This is a genomic window from Polyangium sp. 6x1, from assembly GCF_029946515.1.
Lineage (GTDB): Bacteria > Myxococcota_A > Polyangia > Polyangiales > Polyangiaceae > Polyangium.
This window is the reverse complement of the sequence record NZ_JARZHH010000008.1, coordinates 81269-107356: the sequence shown is the minus strand read 5'-3', so window position 1 is coordinate 107356 and position 26088 is coordinate 81269. Positions and strand designations below refer to the sequence as shown.

13 protein-coding genes are annotated in these 26088 nt (G+C 70.0%); 3 read left to right on the top strand and 10 right to left on the bottom strand.

What is annotated here, in order from left to right; translation table 11 throughout:
• Window positions 1-29: 29 nt before the first annotated feature.
• Window positions 30-1223, top strand: coding sequence for an oxygenase MpaB family protein (locus tag QHF85_RS10955; protein ID WP_281327070.1), 1194 nt, complete (start codon window positions 30-32; stop codon window positions 1221-1223).
• On the opposite strand, the gene QHF85_RS10950 is transcribed toward QHF85_RS10955, so the two are convergent.
• The 3 genes from QHF85_RS10950 to QHF85_RS10940 form a co-directional block, all read right to left on the bottom strand.
• Window positions 1213-2163, bottom strand: coding sequence for a PAS domain-containing protein (locus QHF85_RS10950; protein ID WP_281327069.1), 951 nt, complete (start codon window positions 2161-2163; stop codon window positions 1213-1215). The two genes, QHF85_RS10955 and QHF85_RS10950, sit on opposite strands and share 11 nt — an antisense overlap.
• Before the next feature lie 188 nt (window positions 2164-2351).
• Window positions 2352-3293, bottom strand: coding sequence for a PAS domain-containing protein (locus tag QHF85_RS10945; protein ID WP_281327068.1), 942 nt, complete (start codon window positions 3291-3293; stop codon window positions 2352-2354).
• Between the two features lie 11 nt (window positions 3294-3304).
• Window positions 3305-3811, bottom strand: a complete 507-nt coding sequence (locus QHF85_RS10940) for a M28 family peptidase (protein WP_281327067.1) — start codon at window positions 3809-3811, stop codon at window positions 3305-3307.
• 145 nt (window positions 3812-3956) lie between these two features.
• Here QHF85_RS10940 and QHF85_RS10935 point away from each other — a divergent pair, with 145 nt between their 5' ends.
• Both QHF85_RS10935 and QHF85_RS10930 read left to right on the top strand, forming a co-directional pair.
• Window positions 3957-6179, top strand: coding sequence for a hypothetical protein (locus QHF85_RS10935; RefSeq protein ID WP_281327066.1), 2223 nt, complete (start codon window positions 3957-3959; stop codon window positions 6177-6179).
• Window positions 6176-6784, top strand: coding sequence for a hypothetical protein (locus QHF85_RS10930; RefSeq protein WP_281327065.1), 609 nt, complete (start codon window positions 6176-6178; stop codon window positions 6782-6784). The genes QHF85_RS10935 and QHF85_RS10930 overlap by 4 nt, the downstream gene beginning before the upstream one ends.
• Here the strand turns inward: QHF85_RS10930 and QHF85_RS10925 are convergent.
• The 7 genes from QHF85_RS10925 to QHF85_RS10895 all read right to left on the bottom strand — a co-directional run bounded on the left by QHF85_RS10925 (window position 6781) and on the right by QHF85_RS10895 (window position 26082).
• Window positions 6781-7050 carry a hypothetical protein gene (locus QHF85_RS10925; RefSeq protein ID WP_281327064.1) on the bottom strand — a complete coding sequence of 90 codons (270 nt, stop codon included), beginning with the start codon at window positions 7048-7050 and terminating at the stop codon, window positions 6781-6783. The two genes, QHF85_RS10930 and QHF85_RS10925, sit on opposite strands and share 4 nt — an antisense overlap.
• A 145-nt stretch (window positions 7051-7195) precedes the next feature.
• Complete coding sequence (locus QHF85_RS10920; RefSeq protein ID WP_281327063.1) at window positions 7196-9697, bottom strand: S8 family serine peptidase; 2502 nt, start codon at window positions 9695-9697, stop codon at window positions 7196-7198.
• 258 nt (window positions 9698-9955) lie between these two features.
• Entirely contained in the window at window positions 9956-14317 is a 4362-nt protein-coding gene (locus QHF85_RS10915; RefSeq protein ID WP_281327062.1) for a capsule biosynthesis protein CapB, read from the bottom strand.
• A complete protein-coding gene (locus tag QHF85_RS10910) occupies window positions 14314-19158 on the bottom strand; it encodes a hypothetical protein (RefSeq protein WP_281327061.1) in 4845 nt (1614 codons plus the stop codon). The genes QHF85_RS10915 and QHF85_RS10910 overlap by 4 nt, the downstream gene beginning before the upstream one ends.
• Entirely contained in the window at window positions 19155-20315 is a 1161-nt protein-coding gene (locus QHF85_RS10905; RefSeq protein ID WP_281327060.1) for a hypothetical protein, read from the bottom strand. Before QHF85_RS10905 ends, QHF85_RS10910 begins: the two co-directional genes overlap by 4 nt.
• Window positions 20312-22825: a hypothetical protein gene (locus QHF85_RS10900; RefSeq protein WP_281327059.1), complete on the bottom strand. Its 2514-nt coding sequence runs from the start codon at window positions 22823-22825 to the stop codon at window positions 20312-20314. The genes QHF85_RS10905 and QHF85_RS10900 overlap by 4 nt, the downstream gene beginning before the upstream one ends.
• Complete coding sequence (locus tag QHF85_RS10895; RefSeq protein WP_281327058.1) at window positions 22822-26082, bottom strand: poly-gamma-glutamate biosynthesis protein PgsC/CapC; 3261 nt, start codon at window positions 26080-26082, stop codon at window positions 22822-22824. The genes QHF85_RS10900 and QHF85_RS10895 overlap by 4 nt, the downstream gene beginning before the upstream one ends.
• Window positions 26083-26088 lie beyond the last annotated feature (6 nt).

Here is a 26088-nt window from a genome sequence, read left to right as displayed (position 1 = left end):
TTCCGACCGAGTTCCGGTACTGGGACAACATGAAGGACGCTCGGACGCAGAAGCGTCGCAAGCAGCTCGGGAGGCTCGTCGGCTTCGATCCCGTGCTGCCCGACGAGCTCGTCCGGACGTTCGCGCATTGCTATTACGACGCGGATCCCGTGGCCGAGGCCTTCGTCGAGGAGGTCTACCTCGCGCGCGGGCAGGGGGCCGGGCGCGCGCTCGTGGATCGGGCCCTGGAATCGGGCGTGGCGTCGATCGAGGACGCGCCGACGTCGCTGCGCACGCTGTTCGCCGAGGTGGAGACGCCGCCCGAATGGCTCGACTGGGAGAAGGTCGAGCACGGCGCGCGGGTCTGGCGGCGGTACGGGACGCACATGTTCAGCTTCGCGGGCGCGGTGACGCTCGACGGGTACCAGGAGTCGTCGGTCGCGAAGCCGCTCGCGTTCACGGGCGCGTATACCGGCGAATCGGCGCAGCGGCGGTTTTTGGAGACCGCCGCGTTCTGGATCGACATCTCGGAGCCGGGGGCCCTGCGGCCGGGCGGGCAGGGGAGGAAGACGGCGCTGCGCGTCCGGTTGATGCACGTGTTCGTGCGAAAGAAGCTCCTGCGTCATCCGGAGTGGAACCTCGACGCCTGGGGCGTGCCGATCAGCCAGGGGGACGCGCTGATCACGCTGATGGCCGGCAGCGTGGGCGCGATCGCGCTGAGGAAGCTCGGGTATCGCACGAGCCGCGCCGAGATCGAGTCGCTCATGCATTTCTGGCGGTACGTGGGCCATTTGATGGGCGTGCAGCCAAGGTGGTATCCGACGACGTTCGAGGACGGCGTGCGCCTGCTGTTCACCGCGCTCACGAAGGGCGCGAGGAAGGCCGGCAATGACGGCGTGGATCTGGCGCGCTCGTACGTGCAATCGTACGCGCCGCGCGAGGGGGACGCGCCGGCCGTGGCGTTCTGGAAGAGGCTCGAATATCACCTCGAGCTCGGGTATACGAAGTTTTTCCTGTCGCCGCAGTCGTTCCGCACCTTCGGATTGCCGGAGCCGGGGATCTGGAGGTTTCACCCGTTCGCGCAGTTCCCGCTCGTGTTCGCGCTGGAGACCGTGCGTAAGCACGTGAACGTGGTCGACGAATGGGCGGACGCGCTCGGGCGGTGGCGGGCGCGGCAATGGCTCGACGCGCACCTCGGGCCGCGGCGCGCGGAGTACAAGGCGGTCGAGTCGTTCACGCGTTGAGGCGGCCCGGGCGGCGGCGCGTCGCGTGTCCGAGGGCGTGTCCGAGGGCGGAGCTCAACGTGGCGAACGTGGAGAGCTTCGCCACGTCGACGCCGAGGGCGACGATGATCGTGGCCACCCGGGGCGAGACGCCGGAGACGAGGCAACGGCTACCGAGGAGCTCCACCGCGCGGATCATGCGCAGGAGGTGATCCAGCGTGGCCGTGTCGACGTCCTCGAGGCCCGTGAGATCGAGGACGGTGACGCGGACGCTGCTGCGGGTAATCTCGGCGAGCAGCGCGTCCGTCATGGCCGAGGCGCGCGACGCATCGACGGCCCCGAGCACGGGCATCGCGAGGACGCCGTCCCACACGTGCAAGAGCGGGCTCTTGAGCTGCTTCAGGGTCTGCTCGTTGCGCTCGAGCAAAAGGGATTGCTCGATGCGGTCGGTGGTGTCGAAGATGTAGCCGAAATAATGGGTGATCTGGCCGCTCGCCCGGTCGCGGCGGATGACGGTATAATCGGCGATCCAGAGCGTCTGGCCGTCGCGGCGCTGGATGCGGTAAGGCTCGTGGGCGAACCATTCGGCGCCGCTCGCGCTGTTCGTGCTGACCTCCTCGATCACGCGCGGGAGGTCCTCCGGGTAGACGTGGTCCGAGTATTTCACCTTGTCCGCGAGGTAATCCTCGGTCGGGAACCCCGTCAGTGCGGCCACGTTCGGGGAGACGTACTCGACGGGCCAGCCCTCCGTGGCGCGCCAGCGAAAGACGACGACCGGGCCCACGGAGAAGAGGAGGCGCTCTTCCTGGCGCGTGGCCAGGGTGCCGATCGTGCGATTGAGGTTCCGTTCGATGTCGCCGAGCGGGCCTTCGTCGATATCCTCGATGAAGTCGGGCAGCTCCTCGTTGGCGAGGCGTGCCAGGGTCGCGGAGATTCGACGCAGTCTCTCGGCTTGATCCATGGGAGTCCCTTCGGCTTCGAGCTCCCCCCCGAAGTTTCTCCCCCCGAATGAAAACCAGTCCAGTTTAGCCCAGCCGCAGTTCCGTCGACAAGGGGTTTACGCGGGTCATACGCGGAGCGAATTCGGACAACGACGGAATTCGCCAGGCGTCCGTGAGGCGCAATGCGGATGCCGCGCTGTGCGCTCTTCTACGGGCCGGCGTCGTGGAAATTTTTATGCCGGAGGGCGTGGCCGAGCGCGGCGCTCAGCGTGGCGAACGTGCGCAGTTTCGTCACGTCCATGCCGAGCGATACGATAGCCGCGGCGACCCGGGGCGAAATGCCCGAGACGAGGCACCGGCTCCCGAGGAGCTCGGCGGCGCGGACCATTCGCAGGATGTGCTCGAGCGTCGCCGCGTCGACATCGTCGAGGCCCGTCAAGTCGATGACGCTGACCTGGATGCCGCCGCGCGTGATCGCCTGGAGCAAGGTCTCGGTCATGTGCGCGGCGCGGGCCTCGTCGAGGGCGCCGATCACGGGCATCGCCAGGATCCCGTCCCATACGTGCAGGAGGGGGCTCGCGAGCTTGCGGAGGGCCCGCTCGTTTTGCTGGAGGCGGACGGATTGCTCGATGTGGGCGGTGCTGTCGACGATGTATCCGAAATAATGGGTGATCTCTCGCGTCCACGGGTCGCGGTGGATGACCGCGGTATCGGAGATCCAGATCATGCGGCCGTCGCGCTTCGTGATGCGGTAGGGCGACTGGGTGAACCATTCGGCGCGGCTCGCCTCGAAGGTCCGAAGCTCCTCGGTGATGCGCGGGAGGTCCTCGGGGAGGATGAGGTCGTTGTAGGTCCGCGTGAAGGAGAGGAATTCTTCGGCAGGATACCCCGTCAGATCGAGGACGTTTGGCGAGACGTACTCCACGGGCCAGCCGGGCTCGGCGCGCCAGCGAAAGACGACGACGGGACCGACGCTGAAGAGCAAGCGCTCTTCGAGGCGCGCGCCGAGGCTCGTGACCGCGCGGTTGACCTCACGTTCGATGTCGCCGAGCGGGCCGTCCTCGACGACGTCGAGGAGCGGGGGGATCTCTTCGTCGACGAGGCGCGAGAGGGTGTCGACGATGCGGCGCATGCGTGCGGCGTGATCCATCGCGGCGCACCTCAGGCGAGCTTCGATTCGAGCATGCCCACGAGCATCGACGCGTGATCGCGGAGCGGCTCCGGCAGGGCGCCGGCCTGGTCGCATGCGAAAAATATCGAGCCCATCGTGTTCTGTGTGAAATGCGGGGGCTCTTCGCCGTCGAACGCGGCGAGGATGACGCCGCGCCCGGTCGGTCGCTTTGCGGCGAGGGCGCGGCTGACTTCGAGGAGGATGCCAACGGCCGCGGCGTTGTCGTCGGCGCCCCAGTAGACCTGGCCGCCGAGCTTGCCGAGGTGGTCGAAATGGGCGCCGACGAGCACATATCGCTCGACGTCGCCGGGGAGGATCGCGACGACGTTCGCGCCGCGCAGGCCCGGGACAGGCTGCTCGTGCGGGTCGAGGCCCGCGCCGCGGAGCGCCGATACGACGGCCGCGCGCGCCGCGTCACCCTCCTTCGTGCCTGGTTTGCGACCGGCGCATGCCGGAGAACAGAGCTCCTCGACGAGCTTGCGCATCTCCGTCGTCATGGGGGAGAACCTTATCATGATCAAGGCGCCTCTACCGAGGTAAGATGCGTGCTCTCGCGGGACCCTGGACGAGGGGCCGAGGGCCGAGCGTTGCTCGGCGCTGCGGTGAAGGCAGGGGCCACGCGGTCCGGGAGAGACAGGGACGATGCGTTTTTCATGGGGCTATCCGATCGCAGTCGCAGCGGCCTTCGTCGCATGCAAGGGGGGAGGCGAGAAGACAGCGGGGCCCACGCCGAGCCCGGCGGAGACGACGAGCGCGGCGGCGAACGGCGCGGCCGAGGCGCCCACGCCGAAAGAAAGACCGAAGGCCGTGGCGCGGGAGGGCAGCACGATCGCGCGTTCGCCCTCGGATGACGCGCTTTACGTGGCCGACGAGGATCGGGGCGTGGTGCACGTGATCGCGATGCCGGTGGACGTGGACAAGCCCGCGAAGGCCGTGAAGGTGCCCGGGCAGCCGGCCCAGGTGCTCGCGCTCGCGGATCGGGTGCTCGTGACGATCCGGAGCGAAGGGGCGATCGCGCCAGGCACGGACCTGTCGCCGGAGGAGCGCGAGGCGAGCGCGGCGCCCGCGCCCACAGCGTCGGCGAGCGCGGCGCCGGCGGTGACGAAAGCAAAAGGGCCCGAGGTCTACGTGAAGCCGAAGACGGTGCCGTCGGCGACGGGGGCGGGGCTTTTGCTCGTGATGCGGCCGGACGCCGAAAAGGGGCTCGTGGTCGAGTCGCGGATCGAATTGCCCGAAGATGCGTGGGGCGTGGCCGTGACGCCCGATGAATCGATGGCGCTCGTGACGAGCGCCTGGACGCACCAGGTGTCGGGCGTGGAGATCGCGACGGGAAAGGTGCGGTTTTCCCTGGACGTGCCGCGCGAGCCACGCGCCGTGGTGGTGCATCCGAGCGGGAAAGCGGCGTACGTGACGCACCTCGTGGGAACGGATCTCACGCGGATCGACGGGATCGACGGCGCGGCGGCGTTTTCGCACCCGATCAAGCTGCCGGCGTCGCCGCTCCGCACGCCGGTGGGGACGAAGTCGAATGCGTCGCTCGCGTATTCGGCGGTGCTGTCGCCCGATGGGAAGAAGCTCTACGTGGCGCGGCACGCGCTCGGCGGATTGGGGCCGCAGGTCTGGATGGGGGTGTCGGCGGTCGATGTGCTGCTGACGAACGACGATACGCCGCTCGCGCCGACGCGCCTCGCGGCCCCGAAGATGACGACGCCGCAAGCCGCGGGGATGGCGACGGATGGGGAGACGGGCGGCGACGGTCCGCGTTCCACGCCAAACCCGTTCGTGCAGCCGCGCGCGATCGTGTATCGGAAGAGCACGGATACGCTGCTCGTGGCCTCGGAGGGGACGGACGAGCTGGCGGAGCTTCATGCGGGGCCGATCGATCCGGCGCTGTTCGTCGCGGCGAAGGTCGAGCTGCGGAAGGATCTGGATCCGAAATACAAGGTGGCGACGGGCTGCGGCGCGCCGAGCGGGATCGCGCTCGGCGCGGACGACCGATCGGCGTTCGTGTTCTGCCGGGCGACGCATTCGGTCGAGGTGGTGTTCTTCGATTCGCGGAAGAATCAATGGATGCGGCTCGGCGAGGAGCCGCTGCCCGCGCAGGCGGCGCTCGGCCGGCGGCTTTATTACAATGGCTCGGACGAGGTGACGAGCGGCGGGATGGGCTGCGCGGGGTGCCATCCGGAGGGGCGAGACGATGGGCACGTCTGGCACGAGGCCCAGGCCGTCGGGCAACATCCAAACTTCTTCGCGGGCGCGGCGAACATCCCGATCTGGGATGGGGACAAAGGGACGAATGGGGGTTTTGCGCGCCAAACACCGATGCTCGCGGGGCGGGTGGTGTACGAGGGGCCTTATGGATGGCACGGGGAGAGCCCGCACCTCACGCATCGATTGACGAACGGGTTTCTGCTGCACAGGTGGGGCGATTTGCCGTACGGGCACGATCGGAAGGAGCTCACCGAGCGGGCGATGGCGCTGCGGGCGTTCTTGCGGCTCGGGCTCGTGCCGCCGCCGCGCAAGGCGCGGGAGCTTTCGGCCATGGAAAAGAAGGGGCAGGAGGTGTTTCTGCGCGTGGAGACGAAATGCGCGGGCTGCCACGTGCCCGAGATGGACTACAGCGATCGCGCGCCGTACCCCGTGTATTCGAAGCTGCCGCCGCCGGAGGGCTTCGAGGCGGATCCGGAGCTCGGGTACAAGACGCCGTCGTTGCGGTTTGTCGGGGGGACGGCGCCTTACGCACACGACGGGCGATTCTCGACGCTCGAAGAGCTCGTCGAGCGGAACGACGATCGCATGGGGAACACGAACCAGCTCACCAAGGAAGAGCGCATCGCGCTCGTGGCATTCCTGGGGACGTTATGAAGACGAAGAAGGGTACGATCGGGTTCGTGGCGCTGGCATGCGCAGGGGGCGCGCTGTTCGCGGGCTGGGCGAGCGCAGAGGACGCGCCGCCCGCCGCGGAGGCGCCGCTCGGGAGCGTCGCGGCGCTCTCGGACGCGGGCGCGGAGGACGGGGGCGACGGAGGGGAGGAGGCAGGGCCCGCCGTGCCGCCGAAGCAGACGCTCGCGATTGCGTCGGACAAGTCGGCGCGGCCGAAGGACGCCGACTGGGACGTGCTCGGCGAGAAGATGTCGTTTTCGCCGGGGTCGTCGGCCAATGGGTGCACGCTTCACCGGATCCGGGAATGGGTGCGGATTCGATGCACGACCACGACGGCGCAGATCGCGATGCTGGGCGGCAATCACGAGGGGGTGTCGATCAAGCTCGATCCCGTGGGCACGGACGAGTTCATCCCGTTCCCCGAGGCCGGCGAGATCGTGTTCCCGGTGCGGCCCGGCGATCGTCGGGCATTCGAATGGCTCGGCGTGGAGTTCGGCTACAAGGGGATGACGTCGGCCTCGACGTTCCTCGTCATCTCGGAGTCGTGGCTCTCCTGGGAAGAGGGGCCGACGATTTACGCGCGCTAGCGTTGTGCGTGAGAAACGGACTGCGGCGCTCCGGGCTCCTGTCCGGCCCAGCAGGCACCGGGCTCGATGGGCAGGGTGCCCGAAGCGGAGCGGTCGCGAATGGCCTCACGGTGCGCCGAAAGGCGGGCGCCGATGCCCGCCATGGGCCCATCCGGGTGCTTCAGGCGATAGGCCGCGGTCGCCGTGACGGCCAGGCGCTTCGCCTCGTCGCGCGTCAGCGGCGGTTGAATGGCGGCCCGGACCACCTCGGCATCCGCGACGGTCACGACGTCCTCCCCGACCCGCGCGACAGCGCAGTCCGGCGCGTCCTTCGTGGTACCACGTGCGCGGGCGCAACCGGCCAGAGCAGCCAGCGACGCAGGTACGAGTAGCAAGGCGAGGGCTGCTTGCCAGAGCCCCGGTCGCGTGCGCTCAGAGCGATTCATCGTCGTTGATTCCCGCGTAATAGCACATCGTGTGCACGGTGACGCCCTGGGTGGTCACGTTTTCGGCGTCGAGCGTGACCTCGACGCAGCTATTCGTGAAGGCGAAGCCCTCGAGCGCCGCGACCTTCTTGGTATCGAAATTGTCGCTGATCCTCGTCGCCGTGGAGGTGCCCGAGCAGGTCGTCCCCGTGGCATTGGGCAGGACGCGCACGCTCAGCTTGATCTCGCTGATGTCCGTCTTGCTCGACATGTCCTCGGCCTGCATGGCGACGCACTTCACGAGCTCGATCCCGGAGGGCATGGGATTCTTGCCGAAGGGGTTATACACCACGCTGCCCTGCGCCGTGAACGTGTACGTGGCGAAGTGATTGGCCCAGGGGCTGAGGCCACCGGAGCTTTCGAGCAGGCGAAGGCGGGCGCGACCGACGCCGTACCATTTGTCCGGTGTGGCCGCGATCTGCGTCGTCCACGTCGTGGCGCTCGTCGGATCGCTGCTGAAATGGCGATCGCCCATGGCGAGCATCATGGTGTGGAGGCGTCCGGGCGAGTTCACCCAGGTCAAACCCTGGTCGAGGTACCAGGACTTGACCAGCGCGGCGAGCCCGGAGACGTGCGGCGTCGCGGCGCTGGTGCCGACGAAGCCGCCAACCTGGCTGCCTTCGGTACCCGTGCCCGGAGACGGATACGTGACGCTTCCGACGTTGTTGGGCGCGACCAGATCGACGATCGAAACGGCATCGGTACGCAGGCCGCGTCCCGCCACCTGGACGTCGGCGCCGCCGCGCGCCGAGCAACCCTTGATGACGCCCTCTTTCGTGGGGCAGTTGACCTTGTCCAGGAGGCAACGCGTGGACGGGTAGTTCGCGCAATTGGCCTCGCCGGCGTCGTAGGCGTTGACGGTGAACGCTTTGGGCGTGTCCGCCGGGTCGCGGATCTGGCAACTCGTGGCATCGTCGCCATTCTCATTTCCGGCGGCGAAGACGACGAGGATTCCATCGTCGTAGGCGTTTTCGACCTCGTCCTCCGTGGGGTCGGACGTCGCGAGATCGCAATCGGTGTCGCCCCACCCCCACGAGTTGCTGGTGATATCGAGGTTGAGGTCGATGGCGTCGTCGAACATGTCGGTGAAGCTGCTCTCCTTCGCCGACCCGCTCAAGGTGACGCCGAAGAGGATCGCGCTCGCCTCCGGGGCCACGCCCGTGCGGTTGTTTTCCCACGCGCTGCTGTGCGCGCACAGGTTGCTCTCGCAGGGCTGGCCATTGCATTGCGCGCTGGAGGTGCAGGTATTCGACGCCCAGGTATCGCCGAATGCCTTGCCGTTGGCCTGTCCTTCCGTGTAATCGCCGATGGCGATCGACGTGGTGGCCGTGCCGTGGTTGTCGACGCTGTTCGTCTCGACGACCCCAGGCTCGCACACGTTGCCGTCGGAGTCGGCGTCGTCGCAGCGGTACGTCGCGGCGATGCGGCTCGTGCCGGTGCAGCCCGCGCCGTCCTTGAAGGCGCAGGCGCCGCTCTCGTAACCGTCGGGCTCGTTCATGCCGATGATGATGTTCCCGTACGAGTGTCGCCCCGGATTGGGCTCCCCGCCGTCGAAGCCCGCGGCGTGGAACTTGTCGGCGTCCATGTATTCTTTTTTCCGGCCTTCACCCAGCGCCCAGGCCGGCCCGCCCTCCTTGCCATAAGGTCCGTCGATGCGGGCGAGCGCCGTATTGCCGGCCAGTGTCTCGAATCCCGCGGCTGGCACCTCCACCCGCAGCCAGCCGGACTTCTTGTGCCGGACCGACACGCGACCGCCGAGGGATTCCACCTGCGCGGCGATGTCTGCGGTCATCCTGTCGAACAGAGCCTCACGATCCCGGATGGCGGTCTCGCGCCGCTGCGACTGCTCCTTTACGTCGGCGGGGCTCATGGCCGTGGCAGTCGGGGCCAGCGGGACGTTCCATTCGGGGAAATTGCGGAGCTTCAAGGCGAGCTGCAGGACTTCGTCGTCGGCCGCGTCGGCGACGAATTTCGCGACATTCGCGTTGACGACGGGCGGGGCCGAGGTGCGGGCGTTGATGTCGAGCGGGGTCTTGTTGGCATGACGCCACACCCGGTATCCACGCTCCGTCACGCCATCCTTGCCTCCGCGGGCCCAGGCCTCCTCGGAATAGATCGTGGCCTCGTGAACGAAGCGATAGGGCCGCGCGACGCGGTCGCGCTGCTGGACGTCGAGCTCGCCCACGACCTCGCTCCTGACGATCTCCTTGTCCTCGGTCTCCTCGACGCGCGATTGGAAGACGAGCTCCATCTCCTCCGGCGGGGCCGTGGCGCTCCGGACGAGCGGCGCAGCCGCGGAAGCGACGATGGCTTCCGCCGGGTCTTCGTCGCCCACGAAAACCTCGCACGCGGCCGCGCAGAGGCTCAGGGCGCCGAGGGAGAGGGCGCTGCAAAATCTCAAATTCGAGCGGTATTTTTCTCGATGAGAGGGCGGAGGGTGTCCGTTCATGATCTTCTCCATGGCTGATCGGAGAGCAGCCCACACGCCGCGCCTCGGCCCTTGGGCCGTTCGCGGGTGCCGTGCTCGTCTCGAGCCCCGCCGCAAAGCAATGCCCTTGCCATCCGTCGTTTGGGCGGAATAGCTCGGGGAAGAACGGGTTTGCGTCACGGCGGCGTCCCACCGCGGGTTGTCATGCGGCCGTGTCACCTGTCACGGCGACGTGACAACGGCTGATACGAGGCTATTACACCTCGGCTCCCGGCCGACTCAGCCCGCCGGCGCGGGATCGCCCGTCGACGGCGCGTCGCCCTTCTTGTCGTCCTTCTTTTGCTCTTCCTCGCTCTTGCCCTTGAGCCAAGGGAATCGCTCTTCCTGCTTGGCCCACCATTTCTTGAGGTCCTTGTAGAGCCAGCCGCCCTTCGAGCGGCCCGTGACGTCGCGCAGCAAAATGGCCGCCTGGCCGTGCCCGACGCGCGCGGCGAACAGGTCGTTCATGACCGTCTGGGCGGTGTTCGTGCGGCGGACCGAGTCGAGGTGGTCGAAGAGCTGCTCGACCTTGTTGAGGACGCGTTGCCCGAGGCCCGCTTTGCCCGTGGCCTGGAGCTTCGTGACCTTGTCCCGCTCGAGGTTGCTGAGGCGTTCGAGGGCGGCGTTGATCAGATTCGCGTGCTGCTGCCAGTCGGGATCGTCGGAGGTCTTTGCGCGTTTGGTCGCTTCGAGGGCCTCGCGGCAATCGATCAGGCTGAAGTCGTTGTACGACATGAAGAACGTGAGCACCTCGGCGCGCGCGCTCGGCGTGGTCTCCATCTTCTCGATGTTCAGACGCACGCGGTCCATCGAGAGCCACCGGTACACGAAGTCGAGGCCCGTGCCCTTGATGTTCTGCGTGCCCATGATGCGCACGTCCATCCCGGGCGGGATCTGCTTGACCATGAAATCGATGACCTGGTCGCCCGTGGACCCGGAGTTCCAGAGGACATAGACGCGTTCGAGGAAGAGCTCGCGGTAAGCGGTGCGGAAAAGCACGTCGGCCTCTGCCCACGCCTTCTGGTCGAGCGCGTCCGAGACACGCTTCTTCGCGTCATCACGAATCTTGGTGCGTTTGGCGTAGCGAATCGTGTGGGCGACGATGTCGGGGCGGATGTCGTCCTTGCCCTCGGGGGTTGATTTTCCGGACAAGGCTTTTTCAATCGCCGCGCCGAGCTCCTCGGGCGCCGCGTTGAAGTGCGGGCGTGCGTCCTCGACGATCTTGCGCGCGTCCTCGTCCTCCATCGGCAAGGCCTTGAGCATGATGAGGAGCGTCTCTTCGAGGGCTTCGAGGCTCGACCGGGTGCCCGTGCGGCGGAGGTATTCGTCGAATTTGAGGAGCGCCTTTTCCTTGTCGGCGTCGGCGGTGATGCGGGTGCCGCCGAGCCAACTGTCGAGGGCCTCGGTGATGAACTGCATCATGCCGCCGAGGTTCGTGTTGATGAGGACGATGTGGTCGCAGCCAGCGTCGTCGACGAAGATCTGCGCGAAGACGCGGGAGCGGGCGACGCGGTCGGCGCGGTTGTTGACGACGGCGCACGTGGCCCGGTCGGGCGTCTCGTCGGGGTTGTGTTTGTCGTAGGCGAGGCGCGTCCAGTTCGAGAGGAAGCCGGCGCGCTCGTTCGCGCTCATTCCATTGGAGAAGGTGAGCTTGCGGCCACGGTATTCGACCGTGGGATAGGTCTTCAAGACGCCGAGGTCGAGGATGACGTGGTCGGCGATCTCGACGAGCGCTTTTTCTCGGTCGATCTGGAAGTAATCGGCGAGCTCGAGGACGAGGGCGACGTTGCGCGGGTGCTCCTGGTACGGGAGGCGCTGGAGGAGGTCGACGGGAATGAGGTCGGCCTCGATGGGCTGGACGTGGACGAGGTTCGTCCGTTTGCGGCGCGCATTGTCGAGGAAGAGCGGGAACATCTGCTCTTCCGAGGTGAAGGTGACGCCGTCCTGGGGCATGAAGCAGGAGATGACGCGCGCGACGTCCTCGCCGCCGGGGCCCTGGATGTCCTCGTGATCCGGGTAGGCGTTCGTGAGCGTCGTGATCGGGTCCTGCATCCATTCGTTGCAGAGCGTCTCGACGAAGCGCGGCTGGAGCGCCATGCACTCCCAGAGAAAGACCTGGCAATGGAGGTTTTTCCCGGTGAAGAGGACGTTGCGCTGCTCCCAGATCGTGGCCTTGTCGTAGGGGCGGTAAATGAAGATCTCGCCGGCCGGGAGGTCGCGCATCGCGTGAATGAACATGGCCTCGCAGCCAGTGGTCTTCACGACGACGTCGTAGCGCATGGCGTGGAAGAGCGCGGCCTTCAATCGCTCGGAGCCAGATTTGCCGCGCGTGCCCCAGCCGCCGATCGAGAGCGGAATCGAGGCGCGCGCCTTCTCGATGCCGCGCATGATGACCGCCGTGCGGAGCATGAGGTACGAGAAAAGGCCCCACACGACGACCGCGAGGTGGGCCGGCGTGTTGCCCGAGGGCGATAACAAGAAGGAAAGGACGTGCTCGGCGACCGGCGGGAGCGCGAAGGGGAGCGGGGCGTAGAAATTGCGCGGGAGGTGCGGGACGAGGTTGAAGCGGGCGTTTTCGATCTCGCCCTCGGTGTCGATGACGTCGAGGGAAAACCCGAGCTCCTGGGCTTTTTGCCAGAAGAGCTTTTTCTCGCGTGGCTCGCTGGCGGCGAGCGAGCGCTGGCGGACGAGCGCGAGCTGGGGGTATTCGAGCGAGAGCTTCCACCGCGTCCGCATGCGCTCCTTCAGCGTGCCCGGGCCGCGGAGGAGGACGGTGCCGACGGGCGTGATCATGCGGAGGGGTTTGCCCGAGATGGAGCAGACCGCGAGCAATTCGTCGACGCGCGGCAAGAACGGGCCCCAGCCAGCGACGGGCGGGCAGAGCTGGCGTTCGCCGGGGACGCGGGTCGGCGTGACCTCGGCCATGCCATACGGGGGGACGACGATTTCACCTTGCCAGACGCGGCCCTGGGTATGGGCGTAGCCTTTGCGTTTGTCCGGCATCGGCGTCTTGAGCTCGTTCCAGAAACGCCAGAATCGCCAGTGCCGGGGTTCACCGCGCCAGAGGGTGTATTTGCCGGGGCCGAGCTTCTGGAGGGAGACGGTCATGTCGCCGCGGGCGGCGACGGCGAGGGCGCGTTCGAGGTCGCGCGTGGGCGTGTTCGGCGGGACCTCGAAGCGCGCGGAGCGGCCTTCCTTGATCTTTTCGAGTTTGTCCTTGAAGCGCTGCGCGAGGGCGACGAGCTCCGGCTCGGCCGCGACTTCGAGCCAGCGGAGCGTGGCCGCGGCGCCCTCCGTGAGCTCGGCGCCGGCCTTTTCATTGTTGGCGAGCACGGCGAGGGGCTCGACGAAATGCCCCGGGCGGAGGATAGGCGAGGTGCCGGCCGCGACGAGCTTGACGGATTCGAGCGCGACCCGCACCGGGAGCGAATCTTCGGGTTTCGTGAGGGCGCGCTGGATGACGCCGAGGAGCGCATCGGCCGCGGCCGGATCGCCATTCTCGGTCGGAGGCTCGTTCGCGGCCCGGGGGCCCTCGCAAGCAAAGCCACCGGCGCGCTTCGTGAGGACGCGGATGCCGAGGCCGCGGACGCGGGGCGATTTGTCCTCGGTGATGATCTTGACGAGCTGTGCGAGGCCGCCGTCGCAGCGGGTTTGTCCGAGGAAGCGCGCGAGCTCCTGGCGGACGTGCTCGCTCGGGTCGTCCTTGGCGATGAGGCCCGTTTCGAGGCGGGTAGGGTCGTCGGCGAGGGTGCCGAGGATGCGCAAGGCATTGCGGCGAATGATGGGGCCGTCCTTGCCGGAGCGAATGCGGAGGCGCTCGGAGATGACGCCGCGAATGCCGTCGGGAAAGACGAGGGACGCGATTTCGAGGGCCGCGACCTGCGCCCAGCGCATGGCGTCGACGCCGCGAGCCCACGCGAGGACCTGGCGGGCGCGCTCGACGCCGAATCGGCCGAGGCGCTGCGAGGCATTGAGGCGCGCGAGGAGGGCGGCGAGGACGCGCAAGGACGCGACGCGGACGGGCTGCGGGCGCCCGGCCGAGGCGTGCGACATGGCGAATTCGAGGACGCCGCCGCCCGAGAGGAGGCGGAAGGCGTCGCCGTCGGAGAGGGACTTTGCCTTTGTGATCGTCGCTTCGTAGGCGACCTCGACGGCGTCGACCTGGTCGGCGATGCGGGCGGCGAAGCGCTCCTGGACGGCCTCCATGTCGAGCCAGCGCTTGGTGGCCTGGACGTCGCGGCGGGCGTCGAGGCGGGTCTTGGCCGAGGCGCGGAGGTGGTCGATGAGGATCTTGCGTTTGTCCTCGTCGTTGGCGGCGCCCTGGTAGGCGACCATGAGCGAGGCGGCCTCGCCATTGAGGCGGTCGAGCTCGCCAACGGCGACGTCGGCGGCGCGGACGAGGGAGGCGATGAGGATGCCCGGAGGGTGCGGGCCCGGGCCGAGCTCGGCGGCGATGTTCTCGGCGATGCGCTCGACGGTGGGGACGCGCAGCTTCGCCATGAGGGGCGAGACGCTGTGAAAGAGGTCGACCGCGAGCCCGTCCCGCCCGTCGGCGTGGCGGGATTTGCGTTTCGTGAGCGCGGGAGCGAGGGGGTACTTCAAGGCGGCGTGCCCCAGGTCGGGTCGGAGGAGGTGCGGCGCCTGTCGATACGGCCACTGCCCTCCTCGAGCCGAGCGCGGAACGGTGCCTCCCGCGGCGGCAAGTCACGAAGGCCCCTGCCACCCGTGAGGTCGTAGCCCACGAAGATACCTCCGGAAAGTCGGAAGGGCGAGGACTCGACGGGGAGGTCGAGCAAGACGCGGCCCTCGGCCCCGGCGCTGAGGCGATGGCCCCGCATGAGCCACGTCCAGAACGTGAGCTGGGCGTTTACGCCGGTGCGGAGGAAGGATTCGTCGCGGTCGTAGCCGGCCGGTCGGTAGCTCGCGAGGGCGCCGAGGGTGATCCAGGGCGCGAGGCCGCGGCCAGGCAGGAGGTGGAGCTGGGCTTCGAGGTCGGCGCGGTCGATGCCGGCGAAATCAGGGGTGGTGCGGGCGGAGAGGCCGACGCTCGCGAGGCCGTCGATGGCCGGGCGGAAGAGGGCGCGGAGGCCAACGACGCCGTACGCGGGGTGCGTGCTGGAGTAGCGGGTCCAGACCTCGCGGTCGGCGTCGTCGCGGCCGGCGAGGGCGGGGTCGGTGAGGATGAGGGCAGCGCCGCCCCACGGGACGAGGGAGACGGAGTCGGCGACGGGGATCGACCAGAGGACGCCAGCGAGGGCGCGGGCGCCGAGGCCAAAGGTGCCTTCGGTCGGCTGCGCGACGATGCGGCCGCGGACGAAGACGCCAGGGACCGCGCCGTGCGGGGCGAGGTCGAAGGAGCCGGCGACGCCGAAGCTCGGGGCGCCGGCGCGGGCGCGGGCGAAGAAGGAGCCCTGGGTCCAGGCCTGGATCGATTCGATCTCGCGGCGGAGGGCGACGCCGACTTCGAGGAGGCGCGCGCCGGTGAGGTTGTCCTCGTCGCCGACGTCGAGGTCGACGAGGCGGGCGTAGACGGACGCGAGGAGGCTGCCGGGATCCGCATCGGTGACGAGGTCGGGCGCGACGCGGAGGGGCGGCTCGGGGGCGCCGGTGGGCGCAGGGCGGAGGCCCGGCACAGGCGGGGCGTGGCGGGGCTTGGGGAGGCCGATGGGGACGGCGAGCTGGACACGGACGAGGGCGCGGCCGCCGGGCGAGGTGACGTGGAGGGTGTGTGGGCCGTCGGGGAGGACGGGGATCCGCTTTTCGAGCTCCTGGCCGAGGGGGACGAGGGTGTTCGGATCACCGCCGACGAGGTGCGCGGCGGGATCGGCGGTCGGATCGAGGGTGAGCTCGCCGCGGGAGGTGGTGCCGGGCAGGGAAATGGCCGGGTCGATCGACCAGCCGAGGGTGCGAGGCTCGCCGGCGGGGCCGCGGGCTTCGAGGCGGAGGACGGTGGGCGCGGCGAAGGCGAGCTCGAGGGGGCGCGCGGGGTCGATCTCGAACCACTCGGAGACGACGCGGGCCTGGAAGGAGAAGCCGCCGCCGCCGGACAGGCGCGCCGAGCCGATGATCGTGCGGCCGCGCGGGGCGCGGATCTCGACGCGGTGGGGGCCGCGGGGGATCGAGAGGGTGCAGGCGGCGCGGGGCGAAGGGGTGGTGGTGTCGCCGCAAGGGGTCGGTCTGCCGTCGATCTCGACGCTGAGCTGGCAGGACGGGTCGTCTTCGAGGGCGAGGCACTGGGTCTCGACGCTGAGCGTGGTGGGTTTGCTCTGGCGGACGCGGAGCTCGACGTGCTGGCCTTCGGCGAGGAGGAGGGCGTCGTCGGGGGCGTCGAGCAGCGCGCGGCGGACCTGGAAGCCGAGCGGCGAGGCGCGGCCGCCGCGGACGTCGACGAGGCCCGTGCCGGCGGCCTGATCGGCGCGGGCGACGGCGAGCCATCCGACGGCGGGTGCGAGGCGCGCGAAGGCGTTCGAGGCGGGATCACCGTGCTCGACGGCGTGCTGGGCGAGGACGAAGCTGCGGAGCGCGCGGGCGCGGTCCTGGTCGTCGGCAGCGCGGTCGGCGGAGAGGGTGGCGGCGCGGGCGAGGGCCGGGCCGGAGCGGTGCACGAGGCCGATGCGCTCGAAGACCTCGCCGGCGATCCAGCCGGCGCCGGTGCGCTCCGTGAGGACGGCGTAGAGGAGGCCGTCGGCGTCGGTGGAGGCGCGGGCGTTGCCCTCGGTGAGGGCGGTGAGGGCGGTGGCGGTGTCGTCGGCGGCCTGGGCGCGGCGGGCGCGCGTGAGCGGATCGAGGTCCTTCGGCAAGGGGAGGGGCGGGATGCGCGGGATGAGGCCGAGGGGGACGACGGCAGGGCTGCCCGCGGGCAAGCGGAGGGCCTGCGGCGGGCCTTGCGTGTCGGGTTCTTCGAGGCCGTCGAGGGGGAGCACGTCCTTGCGGTCGAGGGCGGCGAGGGTCCCGTAGCCGAGCGATTCGAGGGCCTCGGCGCGCCTCTTCCGGATCGCGTCTTGCGCTGCGGGCGGGGCTTTTTCGAGCTCGCGGCTGGCGTCGCGGACGCGGGCGAGGAGCAGGGCCGTGGCCTCGGGCGAGGTCTCGCGGGCCGCGGCAGGGATACGAGGCGCGGGGGCGGGGCTCGGGTGCAGGCGCGCCGAGACGCGGACGAGGGCCTCTTCCTCGGTCTCGACCTGGATCTCGCCGACATCGGCCGGGACCGGGACCTCGATCGCGCCGGTCGCGCCGTGGTCGATCCAGGCCTCGTACACGCGGTCGCCGACGCGGACGTGGAGGCGGCGCGGCTTGCGGGTGCCGCTCTCCGCGACATGGGCGACGACACGCGCGATGGTGGCGCGGCCGGGGTCGGGGACGCGGAACGTGGCGTCGCCGTTCAGCCGGATCCAGCGGGTGAGCTCGCGCAAGGTGTCGCAAGGCGCGGCGCCGTCGCGCGGGATGCGGGCGAAGACGGGGACGGCGCCGGCGGGGCGTTCGAACGCGTGGCGGCCGGGCGTGACGGCGATGCCGCTGCCGAGGCCGGCGCCGGTGTGCACGGCGGCGGCGATGTTGTCGATGAGGAGCGAGGTTTCGGGGGCCGGGTCGGTTTGTCCGGAAATGACGAGGAGGCGGGTGTGGGTCGCGGGTGCGGGCGGCGGGAGGACGTCGATGTCGGCGCGGCCCTCGCGGAGGACGGTCCAGCGCAGGCCCCGCGGGCCGACGAGGGCGCAGCGGCTGCTGCCGATGGCGTCGAAGGGGACGGAGATGTCGTTCCAGACGACGGCGCCGGAGGGCGGATCGAGGGTGTCCCAGGGCGCCTCGCGGACCCAGGTTTGGCGGGCGCGGTTCGCGGCGCCGGGCAGGTCGCCGTGGAGCCAGGCGTATCGCTCGGCGAGGGGCGCGGCGGCGGGGCGGCGGCCGTCCTCGGGGGGCGAGAGCATGGCGCGGAGGGCGTCGAGGGCGGCGCGGTCGTCCTCGTGGGTGGCCTCGGGCAGAGGGCGCTCCCAGGGGCGCGGCGGGGGAAGCGCGCGGGCGTGGGCCGAGGCGAGCCGTTCGAGGACGGCGCGCAGGGTGGGGCCGGCGGCGCCCGCGGGCAGGGCGCGGGCGAGGTCGAAGGCGCGCTCGGCGGCCTCGCGGGCCTGCTCGGGGCTCGTGGCCCAGCGGACGGCTTCGGCGAGGAGGAAGGCGCGGAGGGCGGGAGGGACGTCGCTCGCGAGGACGCGCTTCAGCGCCGCATCGACGTCGTGCGCCGCGCCTGTGCGGTCGGCCGCGGCGGCGAGGCGGAGGGCGGCTGCGGCGGCGGGCTCGTTCGGGCCTTCGCCGAGGGCGTCGAGGCGGGCTTCGCGATCACGCGCGCGTGGTGCGATGTCGAGGACGTCGGTGCGCTTGCGGAAGGCGGTGGCGGCGACGGCGATTTCGCCTTCGAGGGCCTCGATCGAGACGCGGCGTGTGTCGACGGGCAAGGCGACGCGGATGCTTTGCGTGGCGGTCCATCGCTGGGCGTCGGCGGTGCGGGTCGCGACGTCCCACACGAGCTCGCGCACGACGAGATCGCCGGCGCGGACGATGGCGCGAGCGGCGCCGATGCCGCGGGCCTGGATCGAGAGGCGAACGACGTCGCATGCGGGCGCGTCGACGACGATGCTGTTCGCCTTGGCGGCGAGCGCGCCGCGCGAGGCGACGACGAGGCGCCACGGAGACGCGTCGGGCTCGGCGGCGAGCTGATCGGCGGCCTCGCGGGCGTCACGGCCGCCTTCGAGGGAGACCGGGCGGCGGACGAAATACGGCTCGACGAGCGGGCGAACGAGGAGGGAGCTTTCGAGCCAGCGGACGCTGAGCCAGTCGCGGGAAGACGCGGGCGGCACGGCGTCGAGCGCGCTTCGGCCTGCGAAGAGCCAGCGGAGGATCGCGGCGGCTTCGGGGATGGTGGTCTCGGGTCGGGGCGCGGCCGGATCACGGAGCCAGCGCGTGACGTCCTCGTCGAGCCTGTGCCACGCGAGCGAGGAGCGGAGGAGGCTGCCCATCGAGGCGATGATCGCGGCGGGTTTGTCGGACCGAACCACGAGGAAACGAGCGCCGGTCCACATGGGGACGTCGACGATGCGGGAGGCGGGTGCTTGGGGGGACGTCGGGGGTGGAAGCGGCAGCCACGTGACCACGTCGGGCACGTCGCGCACGCCGGTCCCGAGGCCGACGGCGGTGATGGGTCCTTCGAGGCGGACGCGATCACCGGGCTCGATGGGCAGGAGCAGGACCGAGCCCTTTCCGAGGGGGATCGGCGCGCTCGGATCGACCTCGACGGCGCCGCCTTGCGTGGGCCTGTCGAGCGAGAAGGGCGCGACGCGGGCGCGTGTCGGCGCGACCCAGCCGGGCGGATCGAGGCTCGTTTCGGCGCGCGCTTCACGAGGAGCGAGGCCGAGGACGAGCCCGAGGGCCGCGGCGAGGGCAGACCGAACGTTCATGGGTTCGGCGGCTTCGGCGGGGCGAAGATCGGGTCGAGCGCGGCGGCGAAGCGCGCGCGTTTCTGCTTGTCGGCGCCGAGCGCGTCGCGGACGGTGCGCGAGATCTCGACGTGGAAGAAGGGCGCGCCGAGCTCGCGGCAGGTGCGCGCCTGCTGGTTGATGGTGCCGCCGAGGATCGAGACGTCGGTCGGGTAGATTTTGACGCGGGCGTCGGTGAGGGCGGGCCCGAGACGAGCGGCGAGGCCGGCTGCGTCGGCGTTCGACTTCGCGGCGCTCACGATGAGGCCCGTGCCCTCGGACTTGTCGTCGCGGAAGCCGTGGATCTGCACGGTGACCGCGCCTTGCATGAGCGCGACGAGCTCGCGGTGGGCCGCGTGGAAGAACGAGCGGTCCGCGTGGGCCACGTCCGACGCGACGACCGGCGCCGCCGCGTTCGCGTCGTCCGCCTCGTCGCGATCGACGCCGGCCGGCTCCTCCACGGCCGCGCCCTTCTCATCGTCCTTGTCGTCGTCCTTCTCGTCGACCTCGTCCCCTTCCGCCTCCGCGCCCTTCGCCTTGTCCTTGGTCGCGGCCTTCTCGTCCTTCGTCCCGCCGTCCTTCGCGGCGTCCGCGGGCTTGTCGATGTAGCGGTGCACCGTGTTGATCAAGAGCACCCGCGCCGCCTGCGCATCGAACACGGAGAGCGCGATCGGCAGCGTGCCTGCGTCGTAGAACGTGTGCGGCGCTTCCACGAGGATCGGCCTTGCGCGCCCGGTGCGCATCACGATCACGCCCGCGCCGCGCTTCTTTTTTCGCGTCTCCTCGAGCAGCCACACGTCGCCGAGCACCCGCAACGAAAACCCCTCGGGCGCCTTCTTCGGCGGCTCCTTGCGCTCGGTCGCGGCGACGAGCGCGTCGCGCACCCACGCGGCGTACGCGCGCTCCTCCTCGTTCGTCGGCGCCTTGTACGTGACCGTGCGGCGACCGCCCTTGCGCAGCTTGGCGATCCTCTCTTCGAGCGCCTTCGTTGCCTCCTCGTTCACCTGGGGCATCATCGCGCTGGCCTCCGCGGGAGGACAAGCGGCCGCCGGCGCGGGCGGGGTCTTGGGGCAAGAAGGCGCCCCGCAGCCGAAGAGCAACGTCGTCGCCAAAAGCCCTGCCCATCGCGCTCGTTTCACAGATCGTCCTCCGACCAAAGCCTCGGCTCGAGGTCTCCCGACAGCGGCGCCTGGCCGACGAGCACCGCACCGATCCACACGCGATCCACGCTCTCGATCTTGATCGTCCGCAGCCCCGGTTCGAGGTCGTCGCCGATCGGGATCTTCACCTTGGCGAGCCCGTCCGGGTTCTTGCGCGCTTCCTTCGCCGTCCGCCGCGCCTCCCAGAGCAGGCCCATCCCCGCGTCGCCCGTGCGCCCCGAGAGCTCGCCGCTCGCCGTCGTGATCGTCCGGAAAAACGCGCCCTTCTGCCGCCCGGGTTTGCCCCCGTCGATGCTGTAGCGGATCTTGAACGGTCGCGTGGACGCCTCGCTGATCACGAACAGCACGAGCGTGAGCGACTCGCCCGGGCGATGCCGGAACGTGAACGAGAGCGGCTCACGCGCGGGCAGCTCGAAGACGTCGCGCCGCCGCATGATCGCCCCGCCTTCCCAGGGCGCCGCGTCCGCGTACACGAGCCCGTCGCCGATCCCCTTCACCTGGATGTCGTGGATGCCGGCCTTGAGGCTCGACCGGAGCACACCCGAGAGCGACGCGATCGGCTGCTCCACCATGTTTTTCCCGTCGATCCAGAGCTCGGCCATCTTCCCGAGCCGCGACGGGTGCGCCCGGTACAGCACCTTCAGCCGCCCGCCGCGCTCCCCCGCGTAGCCGATTCCGAGCTTGAGCGGGTTCTCCAGATCGAGCGGCGTCCATCCGTCGTTCGGGAGCAGCTCCTTCGCGGCAATCTCGAACGGCGCGAGGAAGCGACGCCGAACGGGCGCTTGATCCGGGACGAGCGTGCGCTCGGGCTTCTGGCCGGCCTCGCTCGGCGAAGGCTGTCCGCGCAGCTCGATGCGCACCTGCTCGTAGAGGTCGGCGATGCGGCCCTGTCGTTCGAGCTCGTTCTGGTTCTCGGCGCGGATGGGCGTCCAGGTGCGCACGTCGAACGGCGCATATCGCCAGATCTCGTTCTCGGCGAGCTCGACGCGGTACGGCATGCGCAGGATGTCCTCGGGCACGCCGGGATCGAGCACGCGCAGGTGGACGCGCATGTGCGCGTCGCCGAGGATCTCGATCTTCGTGGCGCCCTTCGGGATGCGCAGGATCGCGCGGCGCGGATCGGTCGCGTCGGCCTCGGTCTTGTCGTTGCCCCCGGCGATCGCGCCCTCGGCGGCCTGATCCCGCGGCCTGCCCCAGCGTTCGAAGCGCGAGCGCGGCAAGATCTGGCGGAGCTCGGCGCGCTCGTTCGGCCCGGGGCCCCAGCGCGCGACGACGGTGCCGGCCATGGAGTCGGGCGCGCCCTCCTCGGGCAACTCCGCGCGGAGCAGGAGGCCGAGGTAAGGCTGCTCCGGCGCCACGCGCGCGAGGACGGGCCGCTCGGGATCCAGCTTCAGGTACTTCACGACCCGCACGTCGGGCCGGAGCTCCAGACGATCGCCCTCGAACGGGAGCGCGATGAGATCGCCGATCTGCGCGCGCTCGTAGGGCTTCGGCAGGACGAACCGCACGAGGAAATCGTCGCCCTTGCCGTCGACGACGAACGTGCGCGGGTTGAGGCGTGACGACGACACGTGGAAGACGCCGTCCTCGGGCACCGTGAGCATGCGCGCGCCGCCGCCGCCGCCCTCGCTGACCGTCACCGAGCGCCCCGGCGGCGCGAGCACGTCGAGCTCGACGGGCCCCATCACGTTGATCGCCGCCGCGTGCCGCTCGCCCACCGAATACCCCGGCACCGTGCCCGCGGCCGCGGGGAACGGCGTGCGGTAGTTGCGGAGCAAGAGCCGCCGGAGCGCGTAGTCCTTGCCTTCGAGCCCGGCCGCGTCGAGGCGACGATCCCAGCCGGACAGCGCGCGTGATCGCGCCGTCTCGGGGAGATCCTCGAAGCCGAGCGAGGTCATGTCCGACACGACGCGCGAGCGATCCTCGTCGTCGAGGCTCATCTCGTAGAACGTGCGCTCGTACGATCCGCGCCGGTACCGACCCTCCACGCGCGCGAGCACGTCCTTCACCGAGATCGGCAGCCCCCGCATCCGCATCACGCCGCCGCGCGGCAGGAGCTCGCCCGTCGTGATCGTGGTCGTGCGCGGATCGATCACCCACTCGTCGCCCTGCGCGACCCGCGCGGCGTACTCGCCCGCCGTGGCGCCGTCCTTGTCGTCGCACGAGAGCCGGCTCTCCAGCTCGAACCGGTGCGTCTGGACGTCCTTGCCGTTCTCGTCGACGAACGTCGCTTCGAAACCGTACGAAAAGCGAGCCTTTGGATCACAAACGGTCGAGCGGGCCACGAGCGCCCAGGTCGAGACCACGACCGCGTCGATCGACGACGGCACCTTCACGGCGACGGGCTTCTCGGGGTCGACGCGATACGCGAGGATCTCGTCCATCGCCGGCAGCGCGAGGTGGGACGCGGGCGGCGGCGCGGTGAGCGGCCAGAGCAAGGCGGCCCAGCCGAAGAAGAGGATCGCGACGATGAACCAGCGGATGATCACGGGCTCTCCGTCACCCGGATGCTGGTCAGGCCCGTCGCCACGGCGCGCCGCACCCGCACGATCGAGGTGAGCGGCTTCGGCGCGCGCGGCACCCGCGACGTGCCGAGCGGGACCAGCACGACCTGCCCCGGCTCCGCCACGAGCGCCCAGATTCGACGCGACACCGCGTCCCGCACCACCTCGACGTGGCAGCCCCGATCGTCCTTGATCGCCGCGCGCAGATCGAACGGATTGTTCTGATCGAGGTAGAGCTCGAAGCTCTCGAGGCGCGCGTCCACATCGCAGCGGCTCGCCGCGTCCGCCGTGAAGGTCGGGCAACGCGGCTTCGGGACCTCTGCCGGGGCCGCGTCGTCCGCGCCCTTCTTCTTGGCCTCCGTCTTTTTCGCCGCCCCCTTCGGCGCGGGCTCTTGCGTCTTGCAAGCGAGGAGCTCGAACGCGCGGGACGCGACGTCCTCCGAGCCGAGATCCACGCCGAGCCGCCCGAGCCTCGGCGTCAGGATGCCATCGCCCTCGACCGCGGACAGCGCCGATCGCAGCTCGCCCGACATGTACACGAGCGCGAAGCGACCATCGGCGAACTTGCGCGCGTAGCTCATCGAGAGGTCCGCGGATCCATTGTACGGCGCGTGCTCGCGCGCCCCGTCGAACATCCCCACGCGCAGGCCGAGGTCGCCGAACACCTCCACCATCGGCCGCGCCCATTCCGGCACCTGCTCGCGCCGGATTACTTCACGCCCGAACGAAACCACGAGATCGCCCGTGTAGTCCCGCTCCGGCGCGATGCCCTGCATGCTGAGGCCGCTCTTGCCCTCGCCGAGCCAGACCTCGTGCAGGCGCTGGAAGAACGATCGACGCGACACGCGGCGCCGCGGGTCCGCGACCCCGCGAGGATCGGCGCTCGGCATCGCGCCCGCGATGAGCAGCCCGCGCGCCCCGAGCGCGTCGTACAGCGACAAACCCGCGCCGAACGTCCCGATCTCCCAGCGCGGCGCCGGCACCTCGATGAGGATCTCCCCCGGCGCGACCACCTCTCTGGGCGACGCTTCGTGCTTCGGATCGCCTTCGGCGTCCTCCTCCCCGAGCCCCAGCTTCTCGACCTTCACGAACAGGCTCGCGTTCCCGCGCCGCCCGCCCGTCTCCTCCTCGACGAGCCCCCACGCCTCGATCTCGCCGTCCGGCTGGTGCACCCGCACGATCGTGTAGCCGAGCCGCGCCGCCACCGCGCGCTCCCACGCCGTCCATCGAGGCTCCCTGCCCGCGTGCGTCATCCGCCGCGCGAGCGTCGCGTCGAAGAGGCGCAGTTCTTCGATCGTCGGCCCGCGATATCCCGCGGTCCCCACCGACGTCAGCGCGACGACGCGGCCCACGAGCTCCTGCCGCAGACCACCCGACCACACCTCGACCTCGCGCGCGCCGAGCAGCGATCCCCCGACTTCCTCCACGAGCGAGAGAGGCACGCGCAGCGTCGGCGCGTTCGACCACGGCCGTTGCGACGCGCCCTGGATCGGCGCTCTCCACGAGAGCGACACGTCCGCGCCGAGCATGCGCCCGAGCGCCATCACGTCGAAGCCCTCGGGCACCGAGCCGACCGCGCTCACGCCGGGCGACGCGTCTCCGCCCGCCTCGACCACGAGCATCTCATCGAGCCCGAGCCGCTTTCCGAGCTCCGCCGCGAACGCCTCGTCGAGCGCGCGTTGCCCCTCGTGCCGCGACAGGAGCACGATCGCCTGCGCGCCGAGCGCCTCCGCCGCTGCGTGTGCGAGCGCGGGCAGCGCCGAGCCGGGCCCCTCCGGCGACGCGAGCACGAGAAAGCCGCCTCGACGCGCGACGAGCCCCGGCGCCGACTTCGGCCGCACCGCGAAGCGCGGCGCCGGCGTCACGTCGTCCGGATCGATCTCCGACGCGCGCGGCCGCGCCACCACCCAGCCGCCCTTCTCCTCGCGCATGACCACGAGGCCCGCGGTCTTCGCCGCCGTCAGCGTCCGCGGCGAGACCTCCTCCCCACCCCGCTCGACCGTGAAATCATCGACCTCGCTCGCGACCTCGAGCGCGACCTCCAGCGCCGCGATCCCCGCCGATCGTTCCGCCGCGGGCCTTGGCCTCGGCCCCGTGTCGCCCAGCGTGAGCTCGTACGACACGCTCGCGCCGCTCGTGATCATCGCGATCTCCGAGACCGCGGTGTGCGGCACGAGCAGCCCCTCGGCCTTCACGAGCCCGTAGCCGATCCCGTTGCCCACGAGGAACGCGGTGATCGACACCTGCAGCGTCGGCATGACGACGATGCCGATGTGGTCCTTGTTCCACATCTTCACCGCGAGCAGGCTCGGCAGCAGATAGCCGAATCCGAAGTAGTCGATCATCGGCACACCCGGCCAGAAGTAGGCCAGGACGAACCCGAGGATCACCTTCACGAAGAAGCCCGTGATGTAGCACATGAGCATGCGCCGCGGGCCGACGATGAGCATGCGCGAGAAGGGCGGGACGCTCATCAAGAACTTCGATGCGCCGTACACGAGCAGCGCTTCGACCGTGGTCGTCACGAGCTTCAAGGGCTCGTAACACGCGACCGCGAGCAGCCCCGGCACGAGGATGCCGTTGTAGTCCCAGCCGTACCGGACGTTGTTCCGCGCGCCGAGCAGCGCGCCGATCACCAGGATGATCTGCGCCTTCGGCGACTCGAGGAACTTGATCGACAGGCTCTCGTTGATGACCTGGAAGCGCGACACCGAGAGGTTCGTCGTGCGCAGGAGCAAGACGAGCAGGATCCAGGTCAACACCGTGACGAACCCGACGCGCGGGAACGCCTTGAGGATGCCCGCGTTCCAGAACGTGTTCGACACGAGCGGCACGAGCACGAGCCCCACGCTGTAGAGCTCACGCGAGTGCGCGAAGCCGTACTGGGCCTCGACGCGCGGCACGATGACGCCCTCGAAGAGCAGCCGCACGAGCACCGCGCCGACGATGAACAGGTAGAAGCGCTCGCGCCCGAACGCCGCCGACCACGCGCCGAGGTGCGTCACCCATCGGCCCACGCCCGCGACGAGCCAGTACGTCACGACCGACTCGAGCACGATGAAGAGCGCCGTCGCGGGCGCGGCGATGAAGATCGTCGCGAGGTAGCCGGGGACGACGAGGCCCGCGTAGGTCCAGCCGAAGAGCTCTGTGAACACCGTCCCGATCACGAGGCCGATGAGCACGGCGACGTGCAGGCTTCGATCGAGCCCGTTGGGCGGGAGGACAGCGAGAGATGCCAGCATGGACTC

Bases quoted from the DNA above. Each gene is read 5' to 3' on its own strand.
- QHF85_RS10950 (WP_281327069.1), bottom strand. From the start codon at position 2,163: ATGGATCAAGCCGAGAGACTGCGTCGAATCTCCGCGACCCTGGCACGC.
- QHF85_RS10920 (WP_281327063.1), bottom strand. From the start codon at position 9,697: ATGAACGGACACCCTCCGCCCTCTCATCGAGAAAAATACCGCTCGAAT.
- QHF85_RS10930 (WP_281327065.1), top strand. From the start codon at position 6,176: ATGAAGACGAAGAAGGGTACGATCGGGTTCGTGGCGCTGGCATGCGCA.
- QHF85_RS10945 (WP_281327068.1), bottom strand. From the start codon at position 3,293: ATGGATCACGCCGCACGCATGCGCCGCATCGTCGACACCCTCTCGCGC.
- QHF85_RS10955 (WP_281327070.1), top strand. From the start codon at position 30: ATGAAGGACGCTCGGACGCAGAAGCGTCGCAAGCAGCTCGGGAGGCTC.
- QHF85_RS10910 (WP_281327061.1), bottom strand. From the start codon at position 19,158: ATGAACGTTCGGTCTGCCCTCGCCGCGGCCCTCGGGCTCGTCCTCGGC.
- QHF85_RS10940 (WP_281327067.1), bottom strand. From the start codon at position 3,811: ATGACGACGGAGATGCGCAAGCTCGTCGAGGAGCTCTGTTCTCCGGCA.
- QHF85_RS10935 (WP_281327066.1), top strand. From the start codon at position 3,957: ATGCGTTTTTCATGGGGCTATCCGATCGCAGTCGCAGCGGCCTTCGTC.
- QHF85_RS10895 (WP_281327058.1), bottom strand. From the start codon at position 26,082: ATGCTGGCATCTCTCGCTGTCCTCCCGCCCAACGGGCTCGATCGAAGC.